Origin of the sequence: Streptomyces sp. NPDC002680 (genome assembly GCF_042889145.1) — a bacterium.
Classification (GTDB): domain Bacteria; phylum Actinomycetota; class Actinomycetes; order Streptomycetales; family Streptomycetaceae; genus Streptomyces; species Streptomyces adonidis.
In genome coordinates, this window is sequence record NZ_JBIAQP010000008.1 from 13,671 (window position 1) to 39,424 (window position 25,754).

At 69.4% G+C, this 25,754-nt stretch carries 21 protein-coding genes; 7 read left to right on the plus strand and 14 right to left on the minus strand.

The genetic code is table 11. The annotated features are described in order from the left end of the window. Positions 1-205 precede the first annotated feature (205 nt). Positions 206-3,403, minus strand: a complete 3,198-nt coding sequence (locus ACFYXF_RS21320; protein WP_389351272.1) for an alpha-L-rhamnosidase — start codon at positions 3,401-3,403, stop codon at positions 206-208. 636 nt (positions 3,404-4,039) lie between these two features. Here ACFYXF_RS21320 and ACFYXF_RS21325 point away from each other — a divergent pair. Continuing rightward, the gene (locus tag ACFYXF_RS21325; protein WP_389351274.1) at positions 4,040-4,777 is read left to right on the plus strand and encodes a CAP domain-containing protein; all 738 of its coding nucleotides are present in this window, start codon (positions 4,040-4,042) and stop codon (positions 4,775-4,777) included. A gap of 2 nt (positions 4,778-4,779) precedes the next feature. Here the strand turns inward: ACFYXF_RS21325 and ACFYXF_RS21330 are convergent, their stop codons facing one another. Continuing rightward, a complete protein-coding gene (locus ACFYXF_RS21330; protein WP_389351276.1) occupies positions 4,780-6,345 on the minus strand; it encodes an FAD-binding oxidoreductase in 1,566 nt (521 codons plus the stop codon). A 423-nt stretch (positions 6,346-6,768) separates the two neighbouring features. Between ACFYXF_RS21330 and pstS the strand changes: the two genes are divergently transcribed. From pstS to pstB, 4 genes are all read left to right on the plus strand, one after another. Next, the gene (gene pstS, locus ACFYXF_RS21335; RefSeq protein ID WP_389351278.1) at positions 6,769-7,896 is read left to right on the plus strand and encodes a phosphate ABC transporter substrate-binding protein PstS; all 1,128 of its coding nucleotides are present in this window, start codon (positions 6,769-6,771) and stop codon (positions 7,894-7,896) included. Positions 7,897-8,006: 110 nt separating this feature from the next. After that, positions 8,007-9,014 carry a phosphate ABC transporter permease subunit PstC gene (gene pstC, locus ACFYXF_RS21340; RefSeq protein ID WP_389351280.1) on the plus strand — a complete coding sequence of 336 codons (1,008 nt, stop codon included), beginning with the start codon at positions 8,007-8,009 and terminating at the stop codon, positions 9,012-9,014. Next, positions 9,011-10,063, plus strand: coding sequence for a phosphate ABC transporter permease PstA (gene pstA, locus ACFYXF_RS21345; RefSeq protein WP_389351282.1), 1,053 nt, complete (start codon positions 9,011-9,013; stop codon positions 10,061-10,063). Before pstC ends, pstA begins: the two co-directional genes overlap by 4 nt. Before the next feature lie 71 nt (positions 10,064-10,134). Next, positions 10,135-10,911 carry a phosphate ABC transporter ATP-binding protein PstB gene (gene pstB / locus ACFYXF_RS21350; protein ID WP_105974052.1) on the plus strand — a complete coding sequence of 259 codons (777 nt, stop codon included), beginning with the start codon at positions 10,135-10,137 and terminating at the stop codon, positions 10,909-10,911. 296 nt (positions 10,912-11,207) lie between these two features. Here the strand turns inward: pstB and ACFYXF_RS21355 are convergent, their stop codons facing one another. Then, positions 11,208-12,206: an anion permease gene (locus ACFYXF_RS21355; protein WP_389351284.1), complete on the minus strand. Its 999-nt coding sequence runs from the start codon at positions 12,204-12,206 to the stop codon at positions 11,208-11,210. Positions 12,207-12,213: 7 nt separating this feature from the next. Then, positions 12,214-12,834 (minus strand): DUF47 domain-containing protein, encoded by a 621-nt coding sequence (locus ACFYXF_RS21360; RefSeq protein ID WP_235477082.1) that lies wholly within the window; start codon positions 12,832-12,834, stop codon positions 12,214-12,216. A 245-nt stretch (positions 12,835-13,079) separates the two neighbouring features. On the opposite strand from ACFYXF_RS21360, the gene ACFYXF_RS21365 reads away from it, so the two are divergent. Continuing rightward, a complete protein-coding gene (locus ACFYXF_RS21365; protein ID WP_389351286.1) occupies positions 13,080-13,400 on the plus strand; it encodes a metal-sensitive transcriptional regulator in 321 nt (106 codons plus the stop codon). Positions 13,401-13,432: 32 nt separating this feature from the next. On the opposite strand, the gene ACFYXF_RS21370 is transcribed toward ACFYXF_RS21365, so the two are convergent. From ACFYXF_RS21370 to mshD, 10 genes are all read right to left on the minus strand, one after another. After that, a complete protein-coding gene (locus tag ACFYXF_RS21370; protein ID WP_389351288.1) occupies positions 13,433-13,621 on the minus strand; it encodes a hypothetical protein in 189 nt (62 codons plus the stop codon). A 168-nt stretch (positions 13,622-13,789) separates the two neighbouring features. Then, the gene (locus ACFYXF_RS21375; RefSeq protein WP_389351973.1) at positions 13,790-14,635 is read right to left on the minus strand and encodes a hypothetical protein; all 846 of its coding nucleotides are present in this window, start codon (positions 14,633-14,635) and stop codon (positions 13,790-13,792) included. A 293-nt stretch (positions 14,636-14,928) separates the two neighbouring features. Continuing rightward, a complete protein-coding gene (locus ACFYXF_RS21380) occupies positions 14,929-15,354 on the minus strand; it encodes an NUDIX hydrolase (RefSeq protein ID WP_389351290.1) in 426 nt (141 codons plus the stop codon). Beyond that, a complete protein-coding gene (locus ACFYXF_RS21385; RefSeq protein ID WP_389351292.1) occupies positions 15,351-16,496 on the minus strand; it encodes a CHAD domain-containing protein in 1,146 nt (381 codons plus the stop codon). Before ACFYXF_RS21385 ends, ACFYXF_RS21380 begins: the two co-directional genes overlap by 4 nt. Then, complete coding sequence (locus tag ACFYXF_RS21390; protein WP_389351294.1) at positions 16,477-18,708, minus strand: RNA degradosome polyphosphate kinase; 2,232 nt, start codon at positions 18,706-18,708, stop codon at positions 16,477-16,479. The genes ACFYXF_RS21385 and ACFYXF_RS21390 overlap by 20 nt, the downstream gene beginning before the upstream one ends. Before the next feature lie 299 nt (positions 18,709-19,007). Further along, complete coding sequence (locus tag ACFYXF_RS21395) at positions 19,008-20,000, minus strand: ABC transporter permease (protein ID WP_389351296.1); 993 nt, start codon at positions 19,998-20,000, stop codon at positions 19,008-19,010. Further along, entirely contained in the window at positions 19,997-21,064 is a 1,068-nt protein-coding gene (locus ACFYXF_RS21400; RefSeq protein WP_389351297.1) for an ABC transporter permease, read from the minus strand. Before ACFYXF_RS21400 ends, ACFYXF_RS21395 begins: the two co-directional genes overlap by 4 nt. After that, positions 21,061-21,951, minus strand: a complete 891-nt coding sequence (locus ACFYXF_RS21405; protein ID WP_389351298.1) for an ABC transporter ATP-binding protein — start codon at positions 21,949-21,951, stop codon at positions 21,061-21,063. Before ACFYXF_RS21405 ends, ACFYXF_RS21400 begins: the two co-directional genes overlap by 4 nt. Next, positions 21,948-22,334, minus strand: a complete 387-nt coding sequence (locus ACFYXF_RS21410; RefSeq protein WP_389351300.1) for a GntR family transcriptional regulator — start codon at positions 22,332-22,334, stop codon at positions 21,948-21,950. Before ACFYXF_RS21410 ends, ACFYXF_RS21405 begins: the two co-directional genes overlap by 4 nt. Positions 22,335-22,427: 93 nt before the next feature. Then, positions 22,428-23,363: a mycothiol synthase gene (gene mshD, locus ACFYXF_RS21415; protein ID WP_389351301.1), complete on the minus strand. Its 936-nt coding sequence runs from the start codon at positions 23,361-23,363 to the stop codon at positions 22,428-22,430. A gap of 190 nt (positions 23,364-23,553) precedes the next feature. Between mshD and ACFYXF_RS21420 the strand changes: the two genes are divergently transcribed. Next, entirely contained in the window at positions 23,554-25,368 is a 1,815-nt protein-coding gene (locus ACFYXF_RS21420) for a bifunctional metallophosphatase/5'-nucleotidase (protein ID WP_389351303.1), read from the plus strand. Positions 25,369-25,754 lie beyond the last annotated feature (386 nt).

The window sequence follows — 25,754 nt, forward strand, 5'->3', positions numbered from 1 at the left end:
CGCCCCTACCCGTTCCCATCCCTGGGGGCTGCCGCCCCCAGACCCCCGCTTATCGGCCTGAACGGCCTCGTCCTCAAACGCCGGACGGGCTGGGTGGTGGCCCTCCGTCCTTAAACGGCGGACGGGCTGGAGGGTGGCCCTCCGTCCTTAAACGGCGGACGGGCTAAAGATCAGCCGGACGGGCTGAGATCTTGCACCCTTCCGATCAGCTGGTGAAGTGGTGGGTGCCGGAGCCCACCCGGTAGATCGCGCAGCCCTCCTCCTGGCGTAGGAATGTTCCGTGGGTGTGGGTGACCGTCTTTGGGGTGGGCGTGGGGATCCATACCTCGGCGGTCGTGTTGGGTGGGATCGTGCACGTCAGCGTGAAGTTGGTGGACCGTTGGCGCCAGTGGGTGGAGACGGGGCCGTAGGGCGACTTGAACGTGGCGCGGGCGGTGGTGACGGTGCCGCCTGGGCGGGGGTGGATGACTGTCTCGCGGTAGCCGGGGCGGCCCGGTGCGATGCCGGCGATGTTCGTGTACATCCATTCGCCCACCGAGCCGTAGGCGTAGTGGTTGAAGGAGTTCATGTCCGGGGTCTGGAAGCTGCCGTCGGGGCGGATGGAGTCCCAGCGTTCCCACATCGTGGTCGCGCCCCGGTCGATCTGGTAGCCCCAGCTGGGGAAGGAGCGTTGCTCCAGCAGGCGGTAGGCGACGTCGGTGTGGCCCGTGTCCGTGAGGACGGGGAGTAGGCGGGGGGTGCCTAGGAAGCCCGTCGACAGGTGCCAGTTCTTGGCCCTGAGGAGAGCGACCAGTCGGTCCGCTGCGGTCGTTCGTAGCGTCTCCGGCAGTAGGTCCATCGACAGTGCCAGGACGTACGCCGTTTGCGTATCGCCCTTGATGCGGGCGTCGGACGTGACGTAGGCGGTCTGGAAGGCCGTGCGTATGCGTGCGAAGAGGTCGCTGTACGGGGTGGCGTCCTCGCCCAACTCCCCTGCCATCCGGGCCGCCAGGTCGGCGCTGTGCGCGAAGTACGCGGTGGCTATGACGTCCTTGGGGGTCTCGTCGTCGATGTTCAGCCAGTCGCCGTATCCCTGTGCCGGGCGCAGGAGACGGTCGCTGTTCCGCTCCAGGTACGTCAGCCAGGCTTGGACCGATGGCCAGGCGTCGGCCAGGACCTGGCGGTCGCCGTATGCCTGGTAGAGGGCCCAGGGGACCGTTACGCCCGCGTCGCCCCAGCCGGCCGTGCCGTTGCCGAGGGTGCCGACCACCGGTGCCACATCCGTGAACGCGCCCTCCGTGGTCCGGGAGTCCCGGAGGTCGACGAGCCACTTGGACAGGAAGCGGGCCGACTCCATCGTGTACGCGGCCGTGGGCGCGAAGACGTTGATGTCTCCCGTCCAGCCCAGGCGTTCGTCGCGCGCGGGTGTGTCCGTCGGGACGGAGAGGAAGTTGCCGCGCTGGCCCCAAGTGATGTTGTGGTGCAGCTGGTTGAGCATCGGTACGTCGGTTTCGAAGTCGAGTGTGAAGGGGGCGGACGTGTGCATTACGCGTCCGGTGATGGTCTTGGTGGTGGGCGTGCCCGGGAAACCGGTCACCTCGACGTAGCGGAATCCGTGGAACGTGAAGCGGGGTTCGTAGATCTCCTCCTTCCCCTGCCCTTTCAGGGTGTACGTGTCCGTCGCCGCCGCGCTTCGCAGGTTCGTGGTGTAGATCGTGCCGTCGGGGTTGAGCACCTCGGCGTGTCTGAGGCGGACGGTCGTCCCCGCGTTGCCCGACACGCGCAGGCGTACCGAGCCGACCATGTTCTGGCCCAGGTCGAACACGTGGACGCCGGGCCTGGGTTGGGTCACGGCTGTCGGCGTCAGTTCACGTTCCACGCGTACCGGGCCGTCCACCTGCGCGACGATCAGGCCGGGGCCGACGTCGCCCGCATCGCGTACGCCGAGCCAACTGCCGTCGTCGAAGCCGGGGGAGGTCCAGCCAGGGGTCTCCTTGCGGGCGTCGTACGTCTCGCCGTTCAGGAGGTCGGCGGCGACGATCGGTCCGGTGGCGGCCCGCCAGTCGGTGCCCGACGTGATGCGCTCGGTCGTGCCGTTCGCGTACTCCACCTCCAACTGCGCGAGGAGGGAGGGGTGTTGGCCGTACTGGCCGGGGCCGAACATGCCGACGTTGCCCGCGTACCAGCCGGGTGCCAGATAGGCGCCGATCGCGTTGGCGCCGGGGCGGAGGAGCGTGGTGACGTCGTACGTCTGGTACTGGACGCGGGTGCGGTAGTCCGTCCAGCCGGGGGCGAGGTGGTCGCGGCCCACTCTGCTGCCGTTGAGGTGGGCCTCGTACAGGCCGAGCGCCGTGGCGTACAGGCGTGCGCGTGCCACCTTGCGGCGTGGGAGCCGGAATTCGTGCCGCAGTTGGGTGACGGCGTACGAGACCGGGACGACCCTTCCCCATGGGCCGGCGCCCCACGCGGCGGCCACCCTGGCCGTCGGCCAGGCGCCGTCGTCGAAGCCGAACTCGCGCCAGCTGTCCGGGGGTTGCTGGTCCGTGGTCTTCCAGGAGCCGTCGGTGAACACCTTCCGTTCGCCGGAGGCGGTACGGACGACCAGGACGGCGACGAGTCCCGCCGGGCCCACGGTCGCGTTGGTGGCGGAGACGGCGATAACGTTGTCACCGGCCCGAACGCGGTCCAGTACGTCGATCACGGCCGGGCGGCGCCAGTCCTCGTGGTCCGTGTCGAGGTCGGTGTGGGCCACCTCGACGCCGTTCACGGAGACGGCGTACACATTGTCGGCCGTGATGGCGAGGGTCGCCGACGTGATCCCGTCGGGGAGTTGGGCCCTGCCGCGGAACCAACGGGTGGCCGCCGGGACGCTGTTGGTCGGATCGCCCTCGGGGAACCAGATCCAGGAACCGCCCTCGAAGGACGGCGCGTCCGTGAGGTCCGCCGGTGCGGAGATCCAGTCGGCGGTCCACTGGCCGGTGTCCATGAGCCCGGTCTCCCACCAGGAGGGCGTGCTCCAGCCGGAGATCCGTCCGTCGGTGTCCCATACGCGTACGGACCAGTGGTAGCGGGTTCGTGGTGCGAGTGCGGGGCCCGCGTAGGGCACGAGGGCGGACTCGGTGGACGTGACCCTTCCGCTGTCCCAGACGTCCGGGCGGGAGAGGAGCCGGGGGCTTGTGGCCACCCGGATCTGGTACGCGGTCTGTCGTACGCCGGTCTTCTCGGAGGTCAACGGCCAGCTCAGCCTGGGGTGTTGGGCGTCGAGGCCGAGGGGGTGGCGGACGTACTCCACGGTCGGGGTGGTGACGCGAACGCGAGTCCGTCCGGACGCCGGTGCGGCTGTCGCGGGTACGCCGGCGACGGTCGCCGCCGTGGCTGTGGCCGTGGCGGTCGCGGCCACGAGAATGTTCCTCCTGCTGATCATTACGACTCCTCACTCGCACTGTGCACGGAATGGTTGAATCGATTCAAACTGGGGAGGCGTGGGTAACGTAGAGCCGCGTGGGGCCGGGGTCAATCGTTGTGACGGACTTCCCCACCTTTAGTTGCCGCCGTTCGCTGTGGGGTTGCCGTCGTGAGGGCGGTAATTTGGTGCTCGTGGGGAGCGGTGTAATTCCGTACACCTCGAATTCAAGTGATGTGCGTCACGCCGGAATTGTGTGTGATGGCGTCGATTGGCTGATTGCCGAAGGTCGTAATTATGTTCTTTTGAAGGGCAATCGGGCGCTTGTTGCCGCAGGTGGGGTAATTCCCCTGATCCTTCAGGCCGGTGGGCGTGGTTGCGGGGGAGCGTCTTCGGCCTGGTCACACGTGTGTGCGGGTGTTCAAGGGAGTGCGAGGACGGCCGGATTCGCGCAGTCTTGTGTTCTGGGTGCGGCGGTACGGGTGTTCGTTGCCCGGCGTGGTCGGCGATCCCCATAATGACCGGGCTCTCGACCAGTGAATGAGGCCAGGTATGACCAAGCACCGCCTGAAATCGAAACGCCGGGAATCGAAACGCCCGATATCCAAGCGCCGGAAAATAGCCGGTGCCGCGGCCGTCGTGGTGGCAGTCGGAGCCGTGGGCATTCCCTCGGCCGCCCAGGCGAGCGGCAACGGGCTGGACGGCTGGAGCGTCGTCTCGTTCTCCTGGTGGGGATGGGGCACGTCGGATCCGGTGGCCCGCCCGAAGCCCTCGCGGTCGCCTGTCGCGTCCGCCTCCGCGTCGGTCTCGGCCGCTGTCTCGGCCGACCCTGCCTCCGCCACTCCGTCCGGCACCCCGAGCGCCTCTCCCGCCAGTGCCTCCCCGAGCGCGTCGCCCTCGGCGGCCGGCAGTCCGACCGCCACGCCCACCGCCGGCACGCTGGAGTCCAGTTCCCCGTCGAGCACTCCGGAGGCCACGAGCACCAGCAGTGCTCCCAGCGCCTCCGCCAGTGCGGAATCCGGTCCCACGGATCGGGTGCTGGTTCTGGTCAACGCCGAACGCGCGAAGGCGGGTTGTGCGCCGCTGACCGAGAACGCCAAACTCACCAAGGCCGCTCAGGACCACAGCCAGGACATGGCCGACCACCAGAACATGTCGCACACCGGTTCCGACGGTTCGTCCATGAGCGACCGGCTCTCCCGGGTCGGGTACGCGTTCAGGTCGGCGGGCGAGAACGTCGCCGCCGGTTACACCTCTCCCGAGAGCGTCATGGACGGCTGGATGAACAGCGCCGGCCACAAGGCCAACATCCTCAACTGCGGCTTCAAGGAGATCGGCATCGGCCTGGCGCAGCCGGGCTACTACTGGACCCAGGACTTCGGGTCGACCGCGTAGGCCTACAGCGCCTGCGGGTACGTGAACACGCGGTTCGGGTCGTACTCGTGCTTCAGCTTTGTCAGGCGGGTCGCCGCGTCCCCGTAGTACGCCTCGCGCCAGTTCTTCAGGGTGGGGTCCGTGTAGTTCTGGTAGGCGGCGCCCGAGGCGTACGGGGACATGGACCGGTGGGCCTTCGTCAGCCAGGACTGGGCCGTGCCGCCCGTCGTGCCCGCGCGCCAGGACACGATGTACTGGGCCAGCATCCTGGAGCGGCGGTGGACGAACGCCGTCGCCGTCGTGGAGACCCGGTTCACCGCGCCCCCGAGTGCCGTGAACGCGATGCTGCCCGAGCCGCCCCGCACCGAGGTCATCTGGGCGAGGAGGGTCTGGATGCCCGCCGTGGAGAGGGAGCGGTCGTAGAAGTCCGAGCGGGCCGCGTAGGTCTCCCGGCCCAGGGCTCCTTGGGGGGAGCGGCCCGGGGTCGAGCCCGGGAGGTGGCACTGGGCGTCCGTCGCGAAGGACGAGCAGCCCGCGTACACCTCCATCGACTCCTCGTACGAGCGGCGCTTCAGGGACACGCTCGCGGCCGGAGAACCGATTCTGTCCGCCAGGCGGTCCACCGCGTTCTGCAGCTCCGTGTACGTGCCCAGCGAGAACGCCGAGATCGAGATCGTCGGGGTGCCGCCGGCCGTGTTCGCCACGTGCAGCGACGACCAGATCTCGTCCGGCTGGGTCGGGCCCCACTCCTGCCAGGCCTTCATGACCGCCGCCGCCTTCCGCCACGGCCAGGACATGTACGCCGACACCGCCTGCGGTGCCGGGTGGGTGCGGAAGTGGAGTTCCGTGACCACGCCGAAGTTGCCGTTGCCCGCGCCTCGCAGGGCCCAGAACAGGTCCTTGTTCTCGCTCGCGTTCGCCGTCAGTTCGCGGCCGTCCGCCGTGATCAGCGTGGCCTGGGTCAGGCTGTCGCAGGTCAGGCCGTACGCCCTTGACACCACCCCGTGGCCGCCGCCCAGCGTCAGGCCCGACACCCCGACCGTCGGGCACGAGCCCGCCGGGATCGTGACGCCCCTCGCCGTCAGGGCGCGGTAGACGTCGATCAGTTTCGAGCCCGCTCCCACCACTGCCGTGCCGCCGCTCGCGCGGACGCGGTTCAGCTTCGACACGTCGATGACCAGGCGGCCGTTGCCCGAGGACCAGCCCGCGTACGAGTGGCCGCCGTTGCGGATCGCCACGGGGACCGAGTGGGCACGGGCGTACGAGAGTGCTGTGCGGATGTCGTCCGCGTGGGAGACGTACGCCACCGCGGCCGGTTTCAGGCCGTCGAAGCGGGTGTTGTAGAGCTGTCGGGCCGCCGGCCAGGAGGCGTCCCCGGGGCGGACGAGCGGGCCGTCGAGGTCGCGGCCGAGGGCCGTCCAGTTGGCGGGGGCCGAGGCGCTCGTGGAGGTGAGGGGGGTGGTCGTCGCGGGGGTCGCGCCTCCCGTGTTCTCCTTCGCGGCCGCGTTTCCCTTCGTGCCCGTGCACGCGGTCGTCGTCATCGCCGCCAGGGCGGCCATTCCGCTTCCCATGAACGTACGCCGCTGCATGGTGCTCCTCGGGTTCTCGGTTCCTCCGTTTGAGCCCGCGTTGGCTCCCGTCGAACGAGACGGGTTCCATGGATCGTGGGTTCCATCATCGGACGCGTTCACGGGAGGAAGTGGAAGGATGGGTTCCGTCAGGTTTCCGTCCAGCTTCATGGCTTCTACCGCACGAGCCGACCCGTCGGGGGCGTCCCTCCGGTCGGGACCCACACGTGTTCTCCCCGTGAGCATTCCGTGACCTCACCGCACCGACCGCAGGGGTTCACCCCCCGTTTACCTGTGCCCGTAGGTGGCTTCACCTGATCTGCCTAATTTCGGCCCTACCCGGTGCTCGGTGTGCCTCTGTGGACGCCTGTGCGCCACCCATTCTTCGTTACCTCGCACGCCGCCGGAATTCAGGACGGCGGCTCCTGGAAGGAACACCCGAAAGTGAAGCTTCAGCGCATGAACCGGCGGGCCCTCACCCTCGGTGCTCTCGCCGTCTCCGGCGCCCTGGCCCTCACGGCGTGCGGCTCCGACGACACCGGCGGCGGTACGGACGCCACGGGCAGCGCCACCACGAACGCCAACAGCACCATCAAGTGCGACGACGCCAAGGGTCAGCTGCTCGCCGACGGCTCCTCCGCGCAGAAGAACGCGATCGACGCGTGGGTCAAGGCCTTCACGGCCGCCTGCTCCGGCGTGCAGATCAACTACAAGGGCGGCGGCTCCGGCGCCGGTGTCACCGCGTTCACGCAGGGCACGGTCGCCTTCGCGGGCTCCGACTCCGCGCTGAAGCCCGACGAGGTCACCGCCTCCAAGTCGGTCTGCACCGGCGGCACCGCCATCGACCTCCCGGCCGTCGGCGGCGCCATCGCGCTCGCCTACAACCTCCCGGGTGTCGACAACCTGGTCCTGGACGCGCCCACCCTCGCCAAGATCTTCGACAGCAAGATCAAGACCTGGGACGACGCCGCGATCAAGGCGCTGAACCCGGGCGCGACGCTGCCCAGCACCAAGATCCAGCCCTTCCACCGCTCCGAGGACTCCGGCACCACGGACAACCTCACCAAGTACCTGATCGCCACCACCCCCGAGAACTGGAAGTACGAGGGCGGCAAGGCCTGGCAGGCCGAGGGCGGCCAGGCGGCCTCCGGTTCCGCCGGCATCGCGGCGGGGGTCAAGCAGACCGAGGGCGCGATCGGTTACATGGAGCAGTCGTACGCCAAGGACCTGTCCACGGTGGCCATCGACACGGGCGCCAGCGCCCCGGTCAAGCCCTCCTCGGACGGCGCCACCAAGGCCATCGCGGCCGCCCAGGTCGTCGGCACCGGCAACGACTACTCGCTGAAGCTGGACTACAAGACCAAGGCCGACGGCGCGTACCCGATCACCCTGGTCACGTACGAGATCGTCTGCGACAAGGGCAACAAGGCGGACACCCTGCCCGCCACCAAGGCCTTCCTCCGCTACATCACCAGCGAAGACGGCCAGGGCATCCTGAGCGGTATCGACTACGCCCCGATCCCGGCCGACATCATCGCCAAGGTTCGCACCACCGTCGAGAGCCTGGCCTGACCTGAGTGTGCGGCCGGGACCCGCCCCCGAGTGGGTCCCGGCCGCACCGTCCGGTGCACCGCCGCCAGGAGCCGCATCCCCGGGTGCGGCCCCGCAGACCGGAGAACCCGATGGACATAACCACCAAGAACTCAGACACCCCACCCCCCGCCCCCCAGCCGACCGCCGTCGAAGAGAAGCGGGCGGCCCGTGGCGCCACCCGACCCGGTGACCGGATCTTCCTCGGTCTCTCCCGTGGCTCGGGCATTCTGCTGCTGACGATCATGGCAGCGATCGCGATCTTCCTGACCTATCGCGCGACCCTCGCGATCAGCAAGGACGACGCCAACTTCCTCACCACCTTCGAGTGGAACACCAACGTCGACCCGCCGAAGTTCGGCATCGCCGTCCTGGCCTTCGGCACGATCGTCTCCTCGATCATCGCCATGGTCATCGCGGTCCCGGTCGCCGTCGCCATCGCGCTGTTCCTCACGCACTACGCCCCGCGCAAGCTCAGCGGCCCCATCGCGTACGTGATCGACCTGCTCGCCGCCGTACCGTCCATCGTGTACGGCCTGTGGGGCGCCCTGATCCTCGTACCGAACATGAACGGCCTCTTCGGCTGGCTGAACGACTACCTCGGCTGGACCGGGATCTTCTCCTGGGAAGAGGGCGCGCCCCGCTCGATGCTGACCGTGGGCATCCTGCTCGCGATCATGATCCTGCCGGTCATCACCAACGTCAGCCGTGAGGTCTTCCGGCAGACGCCGCGGATGAACGAGGAGGCCGCGCTGGCCCTCGGCGCCACGCGCTGGGAGGTCATCCGCATGGCGGTGCTGCCCTTCGGGCGCTCCGGTGTGATCTCCGCGTCGATGCTCGGCCTCGGCCGCGCGCTGGGTGAGACGATGGCCGTCGCCACCGTCCTCTCCCCGAGCTTCCTCATCGAGACCAGCCTGCTCGACCCGGGCGGCGGCACCTTCGCCCAGAACATCGCCGCCAAGTTCGGCGAGGCGAACGAGTTCGGCCGTGACGCGCTCATCGCCTCAGGTCTGGTCCTGTTCGTCATCACCTTGCTGGTCAACGGCGCCGCCCGCGCGATCATCGCCCGCCGCGCCGAGTACTCGGGGGCCAACGCATGAGCACCGTCGTAGCCGACAAGCCCACCGGCTCCCTCCAGGGCGCCCGGCTCCCCAAGTGGTTCCCCTGGGCCCTCGCGGCCGGGTCCATCGCGCTCGGGGTCGGCATCAGCTTCGCCGCCGGCCTGGACAGCAGCATCCAGTGGGGCCTGATCGCCGCGATCCTCTTCATCGTCGGTACGTACGTCATCGCCACGAGTGTCGAGGGCAAGCGGCAGGCCAAGGACCGCATCGCGACCTCGCTGGTCTGGGTCGCCTTCCTGCTCGCCGTCGTGCCGCTGGTCTCCCTGGTCTGGACGACCGTCGTCCGCGGTGTGAAGGTCCTCGACGTCTACTTCCTGTCCCACTCGATGGGCGTGGTCGGCGACTCCGAGACGGGCGGTGGCATCTACCACGCCATCATCGGCAGCCTGGAGCAGGTCGGTCTGGCCACGCTGATGGGTGCGCCGATCGGCGTCCTCACCGCGATCTACCTGGTGGAGTACGGGCGCGGCAACCTCGCCAAGGCCGTCACCTTCTTCGTGGACGTCATGACGGGTATCCCGTCGATCGTCGCGGGTCTCTTCATCCTCAGCATCATGCTGCAGTTCGACATGCAGCCCTTCGGCTTCGCCGGCTCGCTGGCCCTGGCCATCCTGATGATGCCGGTGGTCGTCCGGTCGACCGAGGAGATGCTGAAGCTCGTACCGAACGAGCTGCGTGAGGCGTCCCTGGCGCTCGGCATCCCGAAGTGGCGCACGATCCTGAAGGTGGTCCTGCCGACCGCCATCGGCGGTATCACCACCGGCATCATGCTGGCGGTGGCCCGTATCGCCGGTGAGACGGCGCCGGTGCTGCTGCTGGTCTTCGGCAACCCGTTCATCAACAACAACCCCTTCGAGGGTGCGCAGGCCTCGCTTCCGCTGTACATCTTTCAGCAGTACAGCGGCGGCACGGACGCTTCGTACGACCGGGCCTGGGCGGCGTCGCTGACGCTGATCGCCTTCGTGATGATCCTCAACCTCGGTGCCCGCGGTATCGCCCGCTGGAAGGCACCGAAGACAGGTCGCTGACGCGGCCGTACGACAGCGACCTGTAGCCGGCCCGGATGCCGGCTGACCCCTCGAAAGAAGCAGTGATATCCATGGCCAAGCGAATCGACGTAAGCGGCCTCAGCGCCTACTACGGCTCCTTCCGCGCGATCGAGGACATCTCGATGACGGTCGAGCCGCGTTCGGTGACGGCCTTCATCGGCCCCTCCGGCTGCGGCAAGTCCACCTTCCTGCGCACCCTGAACCGCATGCACGAGGTCACGCCCGGCGGGCGGGTCGACGGCAAGGTCATGCTCGACGACGAGAACCTGTACGGCGCCGGGGTCGACCCGGTGGCGGTGCGGCGTGAGGTCGGCATGGTCTTCCAGCGTCCGAACCCCTTCCCCACGATGTCGGTGTACGACAACGTGGCGGCGGGGCTGCGGCTGAACGGCTCGTACAAGAAGTCCGAGCTGAGCGATGTCGTGGAGAAGTCGCTGAAGGGCGCGAACCTCTGGAACGAGGTCAAGGACCGGCTGAACAAGCCCGGTTCGGGGCTGTCGGGTGGTCAGCAGCAGCGGCTGTGCATCGCGCGGGCGATCGCGGTGGAACCGAAGGTTCTCCTGATGGACGAGCCGTGCTCGGCCCTCGACCCGATCTCGACGCTCGCGATCGAGGACCTGATCGGTGAGCTGAAGGAACGGTTCACGATCGTCATCGTGACGCACAACATGCAGCAGGCGGCGCGTGTGTCGGACAAGACGGCGTTCTTCAACCTCGCGGCGGTCGGGCAGCCCGGCAAGCTGATCGAGATAGACGACACGGAGCGCATCTTCTCCAACCCGTCGGTTCAGGCGACCGAGGACTACATCTCGGGTCGCTTCGGCTGAGTGGTGCGTGCCCTTCGGGGTGTTGCAAGGCCCCTCGCGGTGCTGCATGGCGGTGCCACCGCGAGGTCGAATAGGGCCCGCCTCCGGATTCGGTCCGGGGGCGGGCCCGTTCGTGCTTTTTCTCGCCCCCGCCGCCCCTACCCGTCCCATCCCTGGGGGCTGCCGCCCCCAGACCCCCGCTTGTCGGCCTGGACGGCCTCGTCCTCAAACGCCGGACGGGCTGGATGTGGTGCCGGCCGGGGCTTGATCTTTTAGCCCGTCCGGCGTTTGAGGACAAGGCCCAGCCCCGGGTCCGGCTACAGGAACGCCAGCCACACGACCCCGTAGCCCGCCGCGGCCACCAGGCCCGCTGCCGGCATTGTGATGAACCAGCCCAGGACGATGTTCTTGGCGATGCCCCACCGCACCGCCTTCACCCGCTTTGTCGCGCCCACGCCCATGATCGCCGAGGTGATCACGTGGGTCGTGGAGACCGGGGCCTTGAAGAGGTACGCCGTGGCGAACATGATCGACGCGCCCGTTGTTTCAGCTGCGAAGCCCTGGGGTGGGTCCAGTTCGATGATCTTGCGGCCCAGGGTGCGCATGATGCGCCAGCCGCCCGCGTACGTGCCCAGGGACAGGGTCACCGCGCAGGCGATCTTGACCCAGACCGGGATCGGGTCGCCGTAGTCCTCGACGTCCGCGATGACCAGGGCCATCACCACGATGCCCATCGTCTTCTGGGCGTCCTGGAGGCCGTGGCCCAGGGCCATCCCCGCCGCGGACACTGTCTGGGCGATGCGGAAGCCTCGTTTCGCCTTCGACGGGTTCGCTTTGCGGAAGATCCACATGATGGCCGTCATCACGAGGTAGCCCGCTACCAGGCCTACCAGTGGGGAGACGAACATCGGGATGACCACCTTGTCCAGGACCCCGGACCAGTAGACCTTCGTACCGCCTGCCAGGGCCGCCCCCACCATGCCGCCGAACAGGGCGTGGGAGGAGGACGAGGGGAGGCCGAAGTACCACGTGATCAGGTTCCAGGTGATCGCGCCCACCAGGGCCGCGAAGAGGATCGCCATGCCCGAGGAGCCCTCGGGTGTCTCGATCAGGCCCTCGCTGACCGTTTTCGCGACGCCGCTGCCCAGGAACGCCCCGGCCAGGTTCATCACCGCGGCCATCGCCAGTGCCGCGCGGGGTGTGAGGGCCCGGGTGGAGACGGATGTGGCGATCGCGTTCGCCGAGTCGTGGAAGCCGTTCGTGTACGTGAATCCGAGCGCGACCCCGATGGTCACGATCAGCGCGAAGGTGTCCATGTAAGGGTCAGGACTCCTTGACCGCGATGGTCTCCACCGTGTTCGCCACGTGCTCGAAGGCGTCTGCCGCCTCCTCCAGCACATCCACGATCTGCTTGAGCTTCAGCACCTCGATCGCGTCGTACTTGCCGTTGAACAGGTGTGCAAGAAGCTTTCTGTGGATCTGGTCCGCCTGGTTCTCCAGGCGGTTCACCTCGATCCAGTACTCCGTGAGGTTCTCCATCGTGCGGAGGTTCGGCATGGCCTCCGCCGTCAGCTCCGCCGCCCGCGCCAGGACCTCGATCTGCTGCTCGACGCCCTTGGGCAGTTCCTCCACGTTGTAGAGGACGACCAGGTCGACGGCCTCCTCCATGAAGTCCATGATGTCGTCGAGGGACGATGCGAGCGCGTAGATGTCCTCGCGGTCGAAGGGCGTGATGAACGAGGAGTTCAGCTGATGGAAGATCGCGTGTGTGGCGTCGTCACCGGCGTGTTCCGCGGCCCGCATACGCTCTGCGATCTCGGCCCGGCCGGAGGCGTCCGCCCCGAGCAGTTCCATGAGGAGTCGCGAGCCCGTGACGATGTTGTCCGCGGAAGCGGCGAACATGTCGTAGAAGCTCGTCTCCCTGGGGGTCAGACGAAATCGCACGTGGGGTCCTCGGAGTCCTTCGGGTTCGGTCAGGCTGATGCTAGGCGCAACATCCGGCCACGGCTAACGGGTCGTCCCCCAGTGTCGCCCATCGGACAGTGTGGGCTGCACAGTGGTCTATACCCGGCCCTATACCCAGCAAAGTTGGTTACCATATACCCGGCAGGGGTATATAGGCGCTTTTGCGTCTCATGTTTGTTCAAGGTGTTTGTTCAACGGTGCTTGTTCAACGGGAGGACTACGCGATGACGACCACAGAGGCCGGCGCGGAGACGCCCGACGTTGTGCACGGATACCACAAGCAGAAGGACGAGCACCTGAAGCGGCTGCGCCGGATCGAGGGTCAGATCCGCGGGCTCCAGCGGATGGTCGACGAGGACGTCTACTGCATCGACATACTCACCCAGGTCTCCGCCTCCACCAAGGCCCTGCAGTCCTTCGCGCTCCAGCTCCTGGAGGAGCATCTGCGCCACTGTGTCGCGGACGCGGCCGTCAAGGGCGGTACGGAGATCGACGCGAAGGTGGAGGAGGCGACCAAGGCGATCGGTCGTCTGCTGCGTACCTGAGCCTCGGCCGACCTCTCGGTGTCCGTCGCTTTTCAGCCAGCCGACGTGACTTTGCGCCCCTCGCGCTCCTCCGCCACCTTCAGCACCTCGTCGATGCTCTCCAGGCTGAGCCGCTCCTCGGCGGCCGCCGAGGCCGCGATGATCAGCTCTCCGCACAGCTCGATCTCGGCGAGGGCCACGTGGTCCTGAACTGCCGTACCGCCGACCGGAGCCACGTGCATCACCTCTTCTCTGCCGTCACCGCTTCCTAGAGTAGGCAGTGGTCTACACACCGCGCATGGCACGGACGGGCTAGTCCTTGCGCCATGGCGGACGCAGCCCGGGCGGGCCGGGTTGCTCGCCCGGCTCACCTTCCCCCATTTCCGGACGGCAGTCCCACCACGGCAGTCTCACTGCTCGGCGATCCGGCCCGCGTAGATGTCCGCGGGCCGCGGCAGCCGTACGCGCACGGGGGCCCCGAAGTCGTACAGCAGCGTCGTCGAGGCGACCGCGACCGTGCCCTTGTGCTGCCCGTTGACGAAGCTGAACCGGTGCAGGAGCTTGCGGATACGGCCCTCGTCGTCGAGGTAGGCCTCGAAGGGGACCTCGGCGGTGGCGAACCCTTTCGCCGCCGCTCCCAGCGGGCCCCTGTTGCCCGGCGAGGCGCTCCTCGCGGCCTTGGCCAGGTCGGCGGTGCCCTTGTAGTGCCGTACCTCGGTGCCGGCGACCCGGGTCCGGCCGACGTACGTCGCCTCGCGCGTCCCGCGCAGGACCTCGGCGGCGGCGAAGGGGTCCGTGGCCCCGCCTGTCACCAGGTTGCCGTCGGACAGGGTCGCCGTGTCCACCCGTACCCATTTGTCGGCCGGGACGCCCGCACCCCGGTTCTTCATGAACAGGGCGCCCGGGGCGAGGAGTTCGGTGATCGGGCGGTGCGGGCTGGCGCCCGCCGGGTCCTGGGGGAGCAGCACCTTGAGGCGGCCGAGCTGCTTGCCGTAGTCGTAGACGCCCTCGCCCCGGATGGTGACCCGGGTGCCGCCGGTGGCCATCTCCATGGACGTGGTGGTCCGGGAGGTGCCCGCGTCGACCAGGGTCGCGGCGGCGGCGTGCAGGACGCGGATCGCGTCTGCGGCCGGGCGCGCGTCCCCGGTGGCGGCTTCGCCGCTGCCCGTGCAGCCGGTGGCGCAGAGCAGGAGACCCGTTGTCATGGCGGCCGTCACGACCGCCCCGTCCGCTCGCCAGTGCCGCCGCCGGTCCATCGCCGCCCACCCCCAAGCCGGGCCGCGGTCCACGGCCCCTGTCGTTCCGCTTAACGAGGGGTGGGGGAGGTTGTCACGCGGATACCAGCCCTTTACTCGGCTGTGGGTACCGTGGTCGGTGTGGCGCAGCAGGATCGAAGCGAATCGTCCCAGTTCCCCGAAGAACACTCCGTTTCCATGGTGGAACACGGGCCTTTCTGCTTCGCGAGATGCAGCTGCGGCTGGCGCGGACCTGCCCGCCGGGCCCGCAGTCTGGCCCGGACGGACGGCAAGGGGCACCAGGGGGACAGGCTCTAGCCGGTACTCCGGCGTACGGCCAGCAGCTCGTCGACCAGGTCCTTGTCGCGGGGCTGGGTGAGGCGTTCCCGGGCCGCCGTCGGGGTGAGCCAGAGGATGAGGTCGACCTCGTCGTTCGGGGCGAAGCTGCCCGACACCGCCTCCGCCTCCCAGTAACTCACCTGCTTGGGGCGGCCGTTGACCTCGTAGTGGGTGGTCGTGAGGGGTGTGCCGGGGGCGGCCTCGTAGCCCGTCTCCTCCTCGACCTCGCGCAGGGCGGCGGCGAGGGTCTCCTCGTCGTGCTTCAGCCGGCCCTTGGGGTGCGACCAGTCGTCGTACTTCGGCCGGTGGACCAGGCAGATCTCCAGACCGCCGTCCACCGGCGAGCGGCGCCACAGGACGCAGCCCGCCGCCAGTACGGGTTCCTCGCGGGCCGAGGTCACCTTGTGCTCATCGCCTTCTTCTCCCAGGACTGCTGGAACGCGAACCGGGCCGCCTCGACCTCGTGGCGCTGGTCGGCGTGGAGCACGCCGAGGGCGTACGCCGTCGCCGGGGCGATGCGCGGGGTGCGGGCCGCTGCCGCGGCTGCTGCGGCGGCCTCGGAGGCGTCGCGGTGGCGGTTGAGCGCCGTGCCGGCCGTCAGCATGCGTACGTCGACGCGGGCCTCGTCGCCGTCCAGGACCTCGTGGGCGTAGCGGCGCAGGCGCAGGAGGAGGCGTACGTGGTGCCAGGGGGCGTCCTGGGGGTGGGGGGCCGGGTCGGGGGAGAGGCCGTGGATGAGGGCCTCGGCGTTGTAGGGGTGGCCGGCGGTGAGGAGGGGGAGGGCCTTGACGGCGTCGCAGAGGCGTTCGTCCGCGGCGGCGGCGAGGGGGCGTAGGTCGGTGGGGTTTGTTGTCGCTGCGGGGGTCAGGGGGACCTCGCTGGCCAGGACCGCGACGTTGTCCGCTACCGCGTGGAAGCGGCTTGAGCCCAGGGCTTGGAGGGCTGCTGAGTGGGCTCGGGTGCGGGCCAGTGTCAGTTGGCGTTCCAGCAAGGCGCCTGCTTTTGCTGCGCCTACTGTCAAGTTGCTGCGGTCCGGGGTGGCCGGGTGGGTCTGGGGGCCGGCGTTGCCGGGTTCCGCTGTGCCCACCCGTTCCGCCCCAGCGGAACGACTGCCCACAGCGGGGCGGGTCGCGGTTCGACTGCCCGCAGCGGCGCTCGCCTGGGCCGGGAACGGTACCGCCCCCGACAGGCGTTGCAGCGCCAGCAGCAGGCGTTCCAAGCGGGCCGCGTATGCGTGTTCCCTGGCCAGGGTGCCTGACAGCCACGCCAGTTCGGGGTGCATCGTCTCCGACCAGGTGGGGTCGAGGAGTGGGCGGAAGGTGTGGAGGGTGCCCGTGATGCGGCGGGCCGCGTGGCGCAGCGCGCGGGCCGCGTCCACGGGTTCCTCCGCCGAGGGGGCGGAGGAGGCCGTGCCTGTCTCCCTGTGCAGGCGCAGGGCGCGGAGGAACTCCGTCGCCTGCGCCCTCAGGTAGTCCGCCAGGGCGTCGGCGGTCACGGGTCCGGCCGTCGTGGGGTCGGTCGGTTCAAGGTGTTGCTGTGCCACGCCTACGCCTCCGGGCGTCTATGAGCATCTCCTGGACGTTCCGCAGGGGGTGGCCCTCGGGGTCCGTCGCGTGCCGGGTCCACTCGCCGTCCGGGCCCAGGTGCCAGGACTGTGTGGTGTCGGACATACCGGTTTCGAGCATCCGGTTGAGCGCGGCCCGGTGGGCCGGGTCCGTGACCCTGACGAGCGCCTCGATGCGGCGGTCGAGGTTGCGGTGCATCATGTCGGCGCTGCCGAACCACACCTCGGGCTCGCCGCCGTTGCCGAAGGCGAAGACCCGGGAGTGTTCGAGGAAGCGGCCGAGGACGGATCGGACCCGTATGTTCTCGGAGAGCCCCGGGACCCCGGGCCGTACGGCACAGATGCCGCGGACCCAGATGTCGCACGGGACGCCCGCCTGGGAGGCGCGGTACAGCGCGTCGATGATCGCCTCGTCCACCATCGAGTTGACCTTGATGCGGACGTACGCGGGACGTCCGGCGCGATGGTGCTGGACCTCCTTGTTGATCCGCGCGATCAGGCCGTCGCGAAGGGACTTGGGGGCGACGAGGAGGCGGCGGTAGGTCTCTCGGCGGGAGTAGCCGGACAGGCGGTTGAACAGGTCCGAGAGGTCCGCGCCCACCTGCTGGTCCGCCGTCAGGAGGCCCAGGTCCTCGTACAGGCGGGCCGTCTTCGGGTGGTAGTTGCCGGTGCCGACGTGGGAGTAGCGGCGCAGGGTGTCGCCCTCCTGGCGGACCACCAGGGACAGCTTGCAGTGGGTCTTCAGGCCGACGAGGCCGTAGACGACGTGGCAGCCGGACTCCTCCAGCTTGCGCGCCCACTTGATGTTGGCCTGCTCGTCGAAGCGGGCCTTGATCTCGACGAGGACGAGGACCTGCTTGCCCGCCTCGGCGGCCTCGATGAGGGCGTCCACGATCGGGGAGTCGCCCGAGGTCCGGTACAGGGTCTGCTTGATGGCGAGGACGTCGTCGTCGCCGGCCGCCTGCTCCAGGAACGCCTGGACGGAGGTCGAGAAGCTGTCGTACGGGTGGTGCAGGAGTACGTCCCGTTCGCGCAGGGCCGCGAAGATGTCCGGGGCCGACGCCGACTCGACCTCGGCCAGGTCGCGGTGGGTGCCCGCGATGAACTTGGGGTACTTCAGCTCGGGCCGGTCGAGGGAGGAGATGCCGAAGAGGCCGGTGAGGTCGAGGGGACCCGGCAGCGGGTACACCTCGGCCTCGGTGATCTTCAACTCCCGTACCAGCAGGTCGAGTACGTACCGGTCGATGGACTCCTCGACCTCCAGGCGCACCGGCGGCCCGAAGCGGCGCCGCATCAGTTCCTTCTCCAGGGCCTGGAGGAGGTTCTCGGCGTCGTCCTCCTCGACCTCCAGGTCCTCGTTGCGGGTGAGGCGGAAGGCGTGGTGCTCCAGGACCTCCATGCCGGGGAACAGCTCTTCGAGGTGCGCGGCGATGACGTCCTCGATGGGCACGTACCGGCTCGGGGAGGCCTCCAGGAAGCGGGACAGCAGCGGCGGCACCTTCACACGCGCGAAGTGGCGGTGTCCGCTCACCGGGTTCCGTACGACCACCGCGAGGTTCAGGGAGAGACCCGAGATGTACGGGAAGGGGTGCGCGGGGTCGACGGCCAGCGGGGTGAGGACCGGGAAGATCTGGTGGCGGAAGAGGGTGAACAGGCGGGCCTGCTCCTTCTCCGTCAGCTCGGCCCAGCGGACCAGGTGCACGCCCTCCTCGGCGAGCGCAGGGGCGACGTCCTCCTGGTAGCAGGCGGCGTGCCGGGCCATCAGCTCGCGGGAGCGGGCCCAGATCATCTCCAGGACCTCGCGGGGCTGGAGACCGGAGGCGGACCGGGTGGCGACGCCGGTGGCTATGCGGCGCTTGAGACCGGCCACCCGGACCATGAAGAACTCGTCCAGGTTGCTCGCGAAGATCGCGAGGAAATTAGCCCGTTCGAGGAGCGGCGTATTGGGATCCTCGGCCAGTTCGAGCACCCGCTCGTTGAACGCGAGCCAGCTGCGCTCCCGGTCGAGGAAGCGGCCCTGCGGCAGCAGCTCGCCGTCGTAGGGCGCCTCCTCGTACTCGTCGAGGTCGGCGTCGATGTCGGGTTCCAGGTCGGAGACCACGGCCGACACCGTGTGCGGGCGGTGGGAGGTCAGGGAACCGACGGACGGCTGCGCGTGCTGTACCTGCGACTGGGCGTTTGGCTGGCTCATGCCCCCATTGTTCCGCGCCTGGGCCGGGACGGGCGCGTCGGAGCGCGCGGGCGGGAGCGCGGCCGGGACAGTCTGGGCCGCTCCGGTCCCCTGGGTGCCCTCTGCGGGCGGTGAGTGCTCGGGCACGGCGGGCGTCATTGGGTGAGCGTCGCAAGCTCGGCTGAATCACTGGTTACGGGGACATGACGTGCGGGATATCGGGGGGCGGCTCGCAGGGGTGAGCGGGGGCGCGGGCCGGGGTGCGCGTATGCCCCTTCTCCCCGGTGGAAGGGGCATACGCGGACGGGGTCCCGGGGTTCTCAGGCCGTACGTCGGCGCAGCAGCCAGAAGGCGGCGGCCGTCGCGGCGGCGGCGAGGGCGAGGACGATGCCGGTCTCCATGAGCTGGAGGGGCCAGAAGTGGGAGGACGGGTGGTAGTCGCGGAAGTAGCCGACGATGTCGTGGTCTGCGAGGCACTGGGTGTCGGCGACGCAGATCGGGTCGGAGATGTGCTTCCCGGTGGCGGTCAGGGCGCCGTCGTCGACGACCATGCCGATGTAGTCCGGATAGCCGTCCTTGCTGGTCAGGGTCTTGACCGGCCACAGGTGCGGACGCTGTGACGTGATCACGAACTCGAGGGTCAGGAAGGCGAAGAAGGTGGTGCCCATGGCGGCCTGGGACCGCCGTACGAGCAGTGCCGTCAGGGCGCCGACGGCCAGGCCGAGCAGCGTGTACGCGGGGGCGAGGGTGCCGTTCGCGAAGTAGGTGCCGTCGTCGTGCCACTGCCGGGTGCCCATCCCGCGGAACAGCTCGGTGTGCGCGCCCCACGCCAGCCGGTGCAGGAGCACGAGGAGGAGGGTGCCCATGGTGAGCAGTACGGCCGGTACGGCGAGCTTGGCGGCGAGCCAGCGCGCCGGGGACACGGACTGCGTCCAGGCCAGGTGGGCGGTGCCGTTCTCCAGCTCACGGCCGATGAGCGCGGCGCCCGCCCAGACGGCGGTGAGCAGCGGGACGGCGTTGATGAGGCCGCCGCTGACGGTCTCGGCGGTGTCGTAGCGGGTGTAGGCGGGGCCGATGTAGTCGCAGCCGTCGTTCAGGACCCCGTCCACGCAGCCCCTGCGGAAGAACTCGGCGAAGGCGGCGTCGGCGCCCCATCCGTACATCCACAGCAGCGCCCCGGCGGCCACCGCGACCAGCAGCAGCCAGAACCACAGGGCCGAGCGGTGCAGGATCAGCATCGCCCCGGGCAGGCCGTGGGGGAGCCGGCGGGTGCGCTGCGGCGCGGGGGCCGCGAGTGCGGTGGTGATGGTCATACGGAGGCTCCCGTGCGGCGTCTGACGAGGGTGAACGCGATCAGCGTGGCCACCGTCGCGAGGGCGAGGAGGATGCCGGTCTCCACGAGCTGGAGGGGCCAGAAGTGCGAGGCCGGGTGGTAGTCGCGGTAGACGCCGGCGACGTCGTGGCGGGCGACGCACGGGGCCTTGCCGTCGCAGAACAGGTCGGGGATGCGGGCGCCGGTGGAGGTGTACGAGCCCCTGCCGACCGTCATGCTGCCGTCGTCCTCGAACCCGACGGCGCTCGTCCGGGTCACGGCCGGCCACAGGTGCGGACGCAGGGACTGGAACTGCTGTACGACGATTCCCATGGCGACGAGGGCGATGCCGAGGCCGGGCAGCGAGCGGCGCGCGACCAGGCCCACGAGGACACCGAGGGCCAGGCCCAGCAGGGCGTAGGCGGTGGTGAGGGTGCCGTGGGGCTCGAAGATCCCGGTGTCGTACCAGTTCCAGCTGTCCTGCCGCAGTTCGGGAGTGGCCGCCCACATCACGCGGTGCAGCAGGGTGAGCGGGACCGTGCCCGCGATGATCAGTACGGCGGGTACGGCGAGCTTTCCGGCGAGCCAGCGGGCCGGGGACACGGACTGGGTCCAGGCCAGCCGGGCCGTGCCGTCCTCCAGTTCGCGGCCGATGAGCGAGCCGCCCGCCCACGCGGCGATCAGGAGCGGGGCGACGGTGAGGAGGGCGCTGCCGAGGGCGACGCCCGAGTCCCAGCGGGCTCCGTCCGGTCCGAGCGTGTCGCAGCCGAGGTTGGGCATGCCGCCGTCACGGCAGCCCGAGGCCGCCAGCTCGTCCATGGCGGCGGTCGCGCCCGGCCCGTACGTCCACAGGATCGTGGCGGCGGTTACGGCGACGTACAGCAGCCAGAACCAGAGGGCGGAGCGGTGGACACGCAGGAGGGCCCAGGTGAGGCCGTGGGGGCGGTACAGGCCCCGGGACCGCTTCCGCGCCGGGGTCTCGGCGGCCGTGAGGGCGGCCGAGGTGTCCGTGTCTTCTCTGCTGAGCTTCTGCGCCGGGGTCTCGGCGCCGGTCGGGGCGGTCATACGGCGGCCTCCACCGAGTTGTCCGCGTCGAGGTGCAGCGGCGGGGCCTCGGGGGAGCGGAGGTGGGCCAGGACCAGTTCCTCCAGGGTGGGGGTGGCGCTCTGCCAGGTCCCGGCGAGGCGGCCTCCGGGGCGTATGAGGGCGGTGGTCTGGCGGCCCGTCGTACGGGACTCGACGACCGTGTGCCCGTCGAGGTCGGCGGCCGGGCCGGTGACCAGGGTGTGGGCGGCGATCAGGTCCTCCAGCTCGCCGGCGAGGCGGACCCGGCCCGCGCCGATGAGGAGGAGGTGGTCGCAGGAGCCCTCCAGCTCCGCGACGACGTGCGAGGACATGACAACCGTGGTGCCGTTCTCGGCGGCGTCGGCCATCAGCGTGCCCATCAGCTCGTGCCGGGCGAGCGGGTCGAGGTCGGCCATCGGCTCGTCCAGGAGCAGCAGTTCGGGGCGCTTGCCGAGGGCGAGGGCGAGCGCGACCCGGGTGCGCTGACCGCCGGAGAGGGTGCAGATCTTGGCGTCGGGGTCGAGGGCGCCGTCCGCGACGACGCGCTCGGCGACGGCCTTGTCCCAGCGCCGGGGGTTCAGCTCCTGGCCGTAGCGGAGGGTTTCCTCGACGGTGAGCTGGGGGTACAGGGGCTTGTCCTGGGCGACGTACGCGACGCGCTCGCGGGCCGCCGCCGGGCTGGTGCCGAGGACGGTGAGCGTGCCCTCGGTGGGCCTGAGCAGACCGGCCGCGTGGGACAGCAGCGTCGACTTGCCGGCGCCGTTGGGCCCGACGACCGCGCAGACGCGGCCGGCCGGCAGCCGGAACGCGCACTCGCGCAGCGCCCAGCCCTTCCGCCGGCCGAACCGCTTGCCCAGCCCGGCCGCCTCCATGGCGGTGTCGCTCATCCCTGGTCCCCCTTGAAGTGCGTGTCGAGTACGGAGTTGAACAGCGCCGCCACGTCGTCCCGTTCGAGCCCGGCCGCGCGGGCCCGCTCGGCCCAGTCGTCGAGTTCGGCGCCGAACGGGGAGTCGGCCGGGGCCGCCCCCAGCGACTTGCGGACGAACGTGCCGAGACCCCGGCGGGCCTCGACCAGGCCTTCGCGCTCCAGCTCGCGGTAGGCCTTCAGGACGGTGTTCGGGTTGATGGCGGTGGCCTCCACGACCTCACGGGCCGTGGGCAGCTTGTCGCCGGGTTCCAACAGGCCCAGGCGCAGGGCCTGTTTGGTCTGCTGGACGATCTGGAGGTAGGTGGCGACGCCGGTGCGCCTGTCGATGCGGTACTCGACCACGCGTACAACCACCCTTTCACTAATTGAGTAGTGAAAGGGTGAACCAAGAGAGGGGGCGGTGTCAAGATCACCGCCCCCGGTACGGGGTTACGTTCAGGACTCGGTGCGGTACATGAGGTCCGTCTCGTGGGTCGCGAAGCCCAGCCGCTCGTACAGCCTCACCGCCGCCGTGTTGTCCGCGTCGACGTACAGCATCGCCGTGGGCAGGCCCTTCCCGGCCAGGTGGCGCAGGCCGATCGTCGTCAGCGCCCGACCGAGGCCGCCGCCCTGGGCTCCCGGGCGCAGGCCGATGACGTACACCTCGCCGAGGCCCTCCGCCGCGTGCGTCTTCGTCCAGTGGAAGCCGATGAGTTCGCCCTCGCGGAAGGCGAGGAAGAAGCCCTCCGGGTCGAACCAGGCCTCCGCCTTGCGGTCGTCGAGGTCGCGCTGGGTCAGCGAGCCCTGTTCGGGGTGGTGGGCGAAGGCGGCGGCGTTCACCGCGAGCCAGGCCGTGTCGTCCTCGCCGGGGACGAAGGTCCGTACCCTCACGTCCGCCGGGAGCTTGGGCTCGGGCAGGTCCAGGTCGGTCAACGGGCGCCGCAGCTGGCGCAGTTCACGGAACAGGGTGAGCCCGAGGACCTGGGCGAGATGCCGGGCGGCGGAGTGGCCGCCGTGCGCCCAGACGCGCAGCCGCTTGCCCGAGGCGGCCAGCAGGGCCGAGCCGAGGGCGCGGCCGTGGCCGTGGCCGCGGTGGGCCGGGTGGACGACCAGTTCGGCGGCCGGGGCCTCGACCGGGTCGGTGTCCTCCAGCTGTGCGTAGCCGACGAGTTGGCCGCCGACGGAGAGCAGGAAGTGCGACACGCCCTCGCGGGCGCCCCCGCGCAGCTGGAGCCGCCCCTGCTCGGACACCGCCTGCTGGCCGTCGGTCCGGGCGGCCTCCGCGAGCAGCGCGAGAACGGCGTCGGCCTGCCCGGGGGCGAGGGCGGCCAGGGTGTCGATGGAGCGGGACAGGACGGGGGGGCCGGAGGGCGCGGTGTCGTCGCTGGTCATGGCTACGAGGGTAAGGCCTGCCCGATTCATGGTGAATCTCCCGAGGAGGCAACCGTTCCGTAACCCTGAACCCCTGTCGCGCTACGCGCGTTGACCCTAGGCTGCGCCGGGACGGGACCGAATTCTCACGCACTTCTTACGTCCGTTTCGGGCGTCCCTTCCTCTCCTCTTACGAACTTCAGGGGGGCACATGCCAGCCACACCCCAGCCGTACCACCGCCGCAGACGCGCACGTCTGCTGATCGCGGGCGCCGCCGGTATCGCCACGGTCGGCGCGCTCGCCGCCGCGCTCCCGGCCAGCGCCGGTGAGACGACGTACAAGCCCGGGCACGGCCACAGCAAGCCGAGCCGCTACCAGGACGTGCAGCTGCTGTCCTTCAACGACCTGCACGGCAACCTGGAGCCGCCGTCCGGCTCCTCCGGCCGGGTCACCGAGATCCAGGCCGACGGCACGACGAAGACGATCGACGCGGGCGGTGTCGAGTACCTCGCCACGCATCTGCGCGAGGCGCGCAAGGACAACCCGTACTCGATCACGGCGGCCGGCGGCGACATGGTCGGTGCCTCCCCGCTGATCTCGGGCCTCTTCCACGACGAGCCCACCATCGAGGCGCTCAACGGCCTTGAGCTGGACGTCACCTCGGTCGGCAACCACGAGTTCGACGAGGGTGCCAGGGAACTGGCCCGTCTCCAGAAGGGCGGCTGTCACCCGACGGACGGCTGCTACGTCAAGGGCGAGAAGTTCGAGGGTGCCGACTTCCCCTACCTCGCCGCGAACGTGCTCGACGAGAAGACCAAGAAGCCGATCCTCAAGCCCTACTGGGTGTGGAAGAAGAACGGCGTCAAGATCGGCTTCATCGGCGTGACGCTTGAGGACACCCCGGGTGTCGTCTCCGCCGAGGGCGTGAAGGGCCTCAAGTTCAAGGACGAGGTCGAGACGATCAACAAGTACGCCAAGGAACTGGAGAAGCAGGGCGTCAAGTCGGTCGTCGCGCTGATCCACGAGGGCGGTCTGCCGGCCTCCTCCGCGTACAACTACGACTGCGACGCGGCGGGCGGCGGCTCCGGTATCTCCGGTCCGATCGTCGACATCGCGAAGAACATCACCCCGAAGGTCGACGCGCTGGTCACCGGCCACACGCACGCCGCCTACGCCTGCACCATCCCGGACCCGTCGGGCAAGCCGCGCACGGTCACCTCGGCCGCGTCCTTCGGCCGCCTCTACACGGACACCACGCTGACGTACGACCGCTGGACGGGTGACATCGCCCGTACGGCCGTCTCCTCCGCGAACCACGTGGTCACCCGGACCGTCGCCAAGGCCCCGGACATGACCGAGCTGATCGCCAAGTGGAACACCCTGGCGGCCCCCATCGGCAACCGCGCCATCGGCTACATCTCCGGTGACATCAACAGCACCGGCACCGAGTCCCCGATGGGCGACCTCATCGCCGACGCGCAACTGGCGTACGGCAAGAAGCTCGACCCGGAGACCGACCTCGCGCTGATGAACCCGGGCGGTATCCGCGCGGGTCTGACCTACGCGGCCAAGGGCACCGAGGGCGACGGTGTCGTCACCTACGCCGAGGGCTTCACGGTCCAGCCGTTCTCCAACACGGTCAACCTCCAGGACTTCACCGGCGCCCAGCTGATCTCCGTTCTCCAGGAGCAGGTGAGCGGCACCAACGCGGCCTCGCCGAAGGTGCTCCAGATCTCCTCGGGGCTCACCTACACGCTCGACCTGACGAAGACGGGCGCGGCACGCGTGATCGCCGACTCGGTCAAGCTCAACGGTGCGGCGATCGACCCGGCCGCCACCTACCGCGTTGCGACGAACAGCTTCCTCGCGGGCGGCGGTGACGGCTTCACGACGCTGGGCCAGGGCACGAACGACCTGGTCGGCACGGACGACCTGGCGGCGCTGGCGGACTACCTGACCGCCAACTCCACGGCCACGACACCGATCGCGCCGCCTGCGGCGAACCGGATCACGGTCGTGCAGTAGTAGTCTCCGGTTGCTTCTCGAAGGGCCCAGGGCTTGTCGCCCTGGGCCCTTTGTAATGCCCGTAATAAGTCCTGTGTGAATTGCGGATCGGTTCCCCCGGTGTCCTGAAAATCGTTCTCAGCCGCAATTCATTGAGGTCTAAGCGGAATTGGCTTTTCCTGGCTCCGGAATCCCGTAATGTTTTCCATGTCGAAAGCAAACAGCAACGGCAGAAGGAGCAAACCATGAGCTTCAAGAAGATCGCCCCGGTCAAGAAGGCTCGCAAGGCCGTCCCGGCCCCCAAGAAGGCCGCTCCGAAGAAGGTCACTCCCAAGCGTCGCCCGGTCGCCCATAAGGACTGACGCAGAACACAGCAAACCCCATGCAGCAAACAGTCAATTCATAAC

What these genes read in the sequence shown, in the direction of transcription:
- ACFYXF_RS21405 (WP_389351298.1), bottom strand. Translation starts at nt 21,951, where the DNA reads ATGAGCGACACCGCCATGGAGGCGGCCGGGCTGGGCAAGCGGTTCGGC.
- ACFYXF_RS21395 (WP_389351296.1), bottom strand. Translation starts at nt 20,000, where the DNA reads ATGACCATCACCACCGCACTCGCGGCCCCCGCGCCGCAGCGCACCCGC.
- ACFYXF_RS21330 (WP_389351276.1), bottom strand. Translation starts at nt 6,345, where the DNA reads ATGCAGCGGCGTACGTTCATGGGAAGCGGAATGGCCGCCCTGGCGGCG.
- mshD (WP_389351301.1), bottom strand. Translation starts at nt 23,363, where the DNA reads ATGACCAGCGACGACACCGCGCCCTCCGGCCCCCCCGTCCTGTCCCGC.
- ACFYXF_RS21370 (WP_389351288.1), bottom strand. Translation starts at nt 13,621, where the DNA reads ATGCACGTGGCTCCGGTCGGCGGTACGGCAGTTCAGGACCACGTGGCC.
- pstA (WP_389351282.1), top strand. Translation starts at nt 9,011, where the DNA reads ATGAGCACCGTCGTAGCCGACAAGCCCACCGGCTCCCTCCAGGGCGCC.
- ACFYXF_RS21365 (WP_389351286.1), top strand. Translation starts at nt 13,080, where the DNA reads ATGACGACCACAGAGGCCGGCGCGGAGACGCCCGACGTTGTGCACGGA.
- pstB (WP_105974052.1), top strand. Translation starts at nt 10,135, where the DNA reads ATGGCCAAGCGAATCGACGTAAGCGGCCTCAGCGCCTACTACGGCTCC.
- pstC (WP_389351280.1), top strand. Translation starts at nt 8,007, where the DNA reads ATGGACATAACCACCAAGAACTCAGACACCCCACCCCCCGCCCCCCAG.
- ACFYXF_RS21320 (WP_389351272.1), bottom strand. Translation starts at nt 3,403, where the DNA reads ATGATCAGCAGGAGGAACATTCTCGTGGCCGCGACCGCCACGGCCACA.
- ACFYXF_RS21390 (WP_389351294.1), bottom strand. Translation starts at nt 18,708, where the DNA reads ATGAGCCAGCCAAACGCCCAGTCGCAGGTACAGCACGCGCAGCCGTCC.
- ACFYXF_RS21400 (WP_389351297.1), bottom strand. Translation starts at nt 21,064, where the DNA reads ATGACCGCCCCGACCGGCGCCGAGACCCCGGCGCAGAAGCTCAGCAGA.
- ACFYXF_RS21355 (WP_389351284.1), bottom strand. Translation starts at nt 12,206, where the DNA reads ATGGACACCTTCGCGCTGATCGTGACCATCGGGGTCGCGCTCGGATTC.
- ACFYXF_RS21375 (WP_389351973.1), bottom strand. Translation starts at nt 14,635, where the DNA reads ATGGACCGGCGGCGGCACTGGCGAGCGGACGGGGCGGTCGTGACGGCC.
- ACFYXF_RS21420 (WP_389351303.1), top strand. Translation starts at nt 23,554, where the DNA reads ATGCCAGCCACACCCCAGCCGTACCACCGCCGCAGACGCGCACGTCTG.